The 4,925-nt window shown below is 38.0% G+C and carries 4 protein-coding genes; 3 read left to right on the top strand and 1 reads right to left on the bottom strand.

Translation table 11 applies throughout. The features are described from left to right. Window positions 1–520: 520 nt before the first annotated feature. Window positions 521–1,123, bottom strand: coding sequence for a porin family protein (locus tag AW17_RS22910; protein WP_029280581.1), 603 nt, complete (start codon window positions 1,121–1,123; stop codon window positions 521–523). A 238-nt stretch (window positions 1,124–1,361) separates the two neighbouring features. Here AW17_RS22910 and AW17_RS22905 point away from each other — a divergent pair, with 238 nt between their 5' ends. The 3 genes from AW17_RS22905 (at window position 1,362) to AW17_RS22895 (ending at window position 4,797) form a co-directional block, all read left to right on the top strand. Then, window positions 1,362–1,577, top strand: a complete 216-nt coding sequence (locus tag AW17_RS22905) for a hypothetical protein (RefSeq protein WP_029280579.1) — start codon at window positions 1,362–1,364, stop codon at window positions 1,575–1,577. Window positions 1,578–1,758: 181 nt separating this feature from the next. Further along, window positions 1,759–3,450, top strand: coding sequence for a S41 family peptidase (locus AW17_RS22900; protein ID WP_029280577.1), 1,692 nt, complete (start codon window positions 1,759–1,761; stop codon window positions 3,448–3,450). 21 nt (window positions 3,451–3,471) lie between these two features. Beyond that, the gene (locus AW17_RS22895; RefSeq protein ID WP_029280575.1) at window positions 3,472–4,797 is read left to right on the top strand and encodes an alpha-L-fucosidase; all 1,326 of its coding nucleotides are present in this window, start codon (window positions 3,472–3,474) and stop codon (window positions 4,795–4,797) included. The last annotated feature ends 128 nt before the right edge of the window (window positions 4,798–4,925 follow it).

Here is a 4,925-nt window from a genome sequence, read left to right as displayed (position 1 = left end):
GCCTTAACAAAAGGTAGGGCGTATACAGTATACGTAAGGGGGATAATAGGTAATGCTACCTATCCTTTTTCAACAACATTTTATACCACTTTTTATTAAATGGGATAGTGTTTTATAGGTGTCGAAAATACGATGGTTTGATTTTGATCTGATTCGTTAAGTGTATTTTTGATTTTTAGATAAAGGGGCGGTATTAATTTTAATATCGCCCCTTTATTGCTTAGTGCTGCAATGTTAAGTGTTTTAAAATGAGCTTGTTTTGTGCTTATGTTTAAACAGCTACAGGCCAACTAAAATCTGGTTAGGTGCCTGAAAACCAAATACCCTATTGAGTATGTTATCGGGCATTACGAGTATAAGCAGTTTATTGGAACAAATTTATGGAAGGAGAGCGATCCGCACTATCTTACTTACAGAGAAAACAGACAAAGGTAAGTCTTTATGAAAGGGATCAGAATAGATTAAAAGACCTGAATTTAAAAGGAGCGCCAGAGAAATGTAATCTGGCGCTTATTAATCCTTACAAAATTTTAAATCCTAAACTCAATTGAAACAAGTTCGGTTTTTGGCTGTATTTTTCACTTTTACTGATGTTGGATAAACCGGCTTCGTAGCGTAAATCAACCGAAATGTTACCCACATCTACACCAGCACCAGCCTGTAGGCCTAGTGCCTGGTTTTTGTAGTTGTCGAAATCGGTTGCTTGTTGATAAGCAGAACTAAACGACGAATTTTCATCCAGGATAAATGAAATAACCGGACCAGCCATTAAGCGGAAGTTTAAATTTTTAGCACCAAATTTTGTTCCCAATAAAACAGGAACATCTAAAGTGGTAAATTTTACTTTCCCTTCAGCTGCAACTTCATTCCCATTATCTTGCGTAATGCTGATAAATTTATTGCCTTTGCTGCCAATGTAAGCCTCTGGTTGCACATAAAAACTAGCGCCACCAATCCGTGCCCAGGCACCGATCTGATAACCTAAACGGTTTTCTTCACTTGCAAAATCTGCATTTAACTTTGCTAAGTTTACGCCTGCTTTAACCCCGAGGTTAAACGTTTGTGCCTTTGATGTTGCCCAACCCAAGGTTAGGAAAACAATAGAGAAGATGATTTTTTTCATGTTGTTTAATTTGTTTTTTAAAGGTTATAAAACCATAAACGGTCAATGATACCTGCTATGATTTCATTTTTAAAAATTTGTATTAAGCGGTTTTTATACCGATTAGGTTTTATAACGTGCTTTTAACACAATTATCGTGCAAAAAGAATCCGCTAATCTCCACTTTTTTTGTCACATCACATAAAAAGGTATTAACCTGAGCAAATATTTTTTACTTTTGCATCAAATAAAATATGCCATGGCTAATTTTCAACTTACTTCAGAAACTGCATTTAAAGTAAAAACCAAGTTCTTAAGGAAATATCGCGATCTGGCGAACGAGCCTTTAGATTTTACGCCAGGCAAAGAAGATCAACTGATTGAAGATTTAATGCGTTTGGTAAAACGCGACCGCACCTACATCGAATTTACCATTCAAAAAGCACTTGCCGATACCAAGGGTAACAGACTTTAGTAAATCTTTGTTTGCATACTCTTCTTTTTAGCGTAACGCTTAATTTACGCTTAGCCCAAATAAGCTGTTTTTAATATTTATCGGTTTTTGTACATTTACGTTTGTACTTAATCAATAATAACCTTCCAAAAAGAGCGGTATTTCATTTAACTTGCCCTTCGGAATTAAAATATATAAGGGAATGAAGAAACTAAAATATGGTCTTTTAGCAGCTGGCTTAGGCGTGGCTGTTTTGTCTTTTTCATTTAAAGAAGATTTATTCCTGGTATCTAAAAATCTGGATATTTTTGCTTCGCTCTATAAAGAAATCAATATCAATTATGTTGATGACACCAATGCCCCCCAATTGATGAAAACGGGGATTGATGCCATGCTGGATAGTTTAGATCCCTATACCGAATATGTTCCAGAATCGGAGATTGAAGATTACAAACTGAAGTATGTGAGCACACAGTACGGAGGTATTGGTGCCAGCACTGTTTTTATCGATGGAAAACTGTTTATCAATGAAGTAAGCGAAGGTTATCCTGCAAATAAAAGTGATATTAAAGCCGGCGATCAGGTGCTGAGCATCAATGGGACTGCTATAAAAGGAAAAGACCGCTCAGAAGTTAGCCAATTATTGCGCGGCCCTAAAGGTACAGCCGTTGATTTGTTAGTGATCAGAGATGGAAAAGAAATCACTAAAAAACTTGTCCGTGATGAAATAAAACAGCCTAACGTTTCTTACTCAGGAATGGTTGGTGATGGTATCGGTTACATCAAACTCGATAAATTTCTTGAAAATTCTGGGCAGGAAGTTAAGGATGCGCTGTTGGCTATTCAAAAAGAAAATCCAAAAGGTGTGGTTTTAGATTTGAGAAACAATGGCGGGGGTATTTTGCAGGAAGCGGTTAAAATTGTGAACCTCTTTGTGAATAAAGATCAGCTTATTGTTACTCAAAAAGGCAAAAATGTAGAGAAAACCATTGCCTATAAAACACTTTTAACCCCGGTTTCTACCTCGGTTCCGTTAGTCGTGCTTGTAAATGGAAATTCTGCCTCAGCTTCAGAGATTGTTGCGGGTTCTTTACAGGATTTAGATCGTGCCATTGTAATTGGCCAACGTAGTTACGGCAAAGGCTTGGTTCAGCAAACCTTTAACCTGCCCTATAACAGCTTGGTTAAAGTAACTGTGGCAAAATATTATACACCATCAGGCAGGTGCATCCAAAAATTAGATTATGCACATAAAAATGCAGATGGTGTTGCCGAACGTTTTGCCGATTCGACCATGGCAATGTACCAAACCAAAGCAGGAAGAAACGTGTACAGTGGTAATGGAGTTTATCCCGATATCGTGGTAGATGCCATAAAGCTCAGCCCGATTACCATTTCAATGCTTAACAAAAATCTTTTCTTTAACTACGCAAATCAATACAGGAAAGAAAAACCAAGTTTGGCCTCAGCCAAAACTTTCCAGTTATCTGATGCGGACTATGCTGCATTTTCTGGCAGTTTGGCCGATAAAGATTTAACCTACCTAAGCCGTACCGAAAGGTTGCTTTCCGATTTACGTTTAGAAGCCGAAAAGGAAAATAAATCTACTGAGGTTAAAACCGATCTGGAGAATCTTAAATATAAACTTACCTCTTCTAAAAAAACTGATCTGCTTAGCCATAAAGCAGAGATAAAAAGAGTTTTAGAAACACAGATCGTAAGCCGATATTTTTACGAAAAGGGAAGAATTGAGCAGAGCTTCCAGTACGATAAAGAATTGGCTGCAGCAAAAAATCTTTTTACCAACCAATCGCAGATTCTGGCCATTTTAAAAGGCGATGGAAATTATAAGGTGATTGGAAAACCGACCAAAGCCACCGCATCAATAGACTAAACAAACTATACCGCTATCCCTATGAAGAAATTAGCCCTAATATGCTTTGTGCTATTAATCGCCCTTCAATTAAAAGCCCAGGATTATACCCCTGCAGCCTCTAATTTAAAACAAAGAGCATGGTTTAACGATGCCCGTTTTGGCTTATTTATCCACTGGGGACCTTTTAGTGTACCAGGGAGCGGCGAATGGGTAATGAACGAACGAAAGTTGAATGTTCATAATTATACCAACCTTAAAGATTTTTTTAACCCTGTTGAGTTTAATGCCGAACAATGGGTGAGCATGGCGAAGAATGCGGGAATGAAATACATTACGCTGATTACCAGGCACCATGATGGTTTTAGCATGTGGGATACCAAATATTCTGATTTCAATATCATGAATACGCCCTACAAAAAAGATATCGTAAAAATGATGGCCGATGAGTGCCATAAGCAAGGCATAAAACTATACCTGTATTATTCGTTGTTAGATTGGCGAAGAGAAGATTATCCGCACGAAACTGGCCGTACCGGACAGAACTCAGGTAGAACGGGCAAAGGTAATTATGCAAGCTATTTGCAGTTCATGAAAAACCAATTAACAGAGTTGTTGACCAATTATGGTGAAATAGGCGGAATCTGGTTCGACGGGCATTGGGATCAGACTGAACCAGAAGGATCGAAAGACAGGACATCACGGATTGATTGGAAATACAATGAAATTTATGGTTTAATCCACAAACTTCAGCCACAGTGCATGATTGGTAACAATCACCACCTTACACCCTTTGCCGGAGAAGATTTTCAAATGTTCGAACGCGATCTTCCTGGTGAAAATAAATCAGGCTTAAGTTTTCAAAAGGCATCAGATAAACTACCACTCGAAACCTGCGAAACCATTTCAAATTCGTGGGGATATAATTTGAGCGATACCTATTATAAATCGAATAAAGAACTGGTGCATATGTTGGTTAAAGCAGCAAGTTTAGGGTCTAATCTTTTACTGAACATCGGGCCAATGCCGAGTGGTAAAATTCAACCAGAGTTTCAAGACCGGTTAGCCGGTTTGGGCGATTGGTTTAAAATTTACGGTGAAAGTATTTACGGTACTCAAGCAGGATTTATAAAACCGCAGGCCTGGGGAAGCATTACGCAAAGCGACAACAAAGTTTATATCCACCTTGTTGACGGAAAAACGGCAACGCTTAACTTAGAAAATGTTCCGGTAAAGAAAATCAAAAAGGCATATTTACTAAAAGATAAAAGTCCGGTAAATTATACCTTTAAAAAATCAACATTAAGTATTACTACAACTTTAAATAGTGCAGAGCCCGATCAGGTAATCGTTTTGGAAATTGGGTAGCAGGGCCATTTATTTTACGCTGTCATCCTGAACGCAGTGAAGGATCTTTCTAATTTCAATAAAAGAGTCGTCATCCGATTGCTATCGGATGACGATCTCTCACGTTCAAAAGCCTGTTATCTCCAGGG

It is taken from the genome of Pedobacter borealis DSM 19626, assembly GCF_000708285.2.
Taxonomy (GTDB): Bacteria; Bacteroidota; Bacteroidia; order Sphingobacteriales; family Sphingobacteriaceae; genus Pedobacter; species Pedobacter borealis.
Note: the sequence above shows the minus strand (reverse complement) of the source record. Positions and strands in the feature narration are given on the sequence as shown.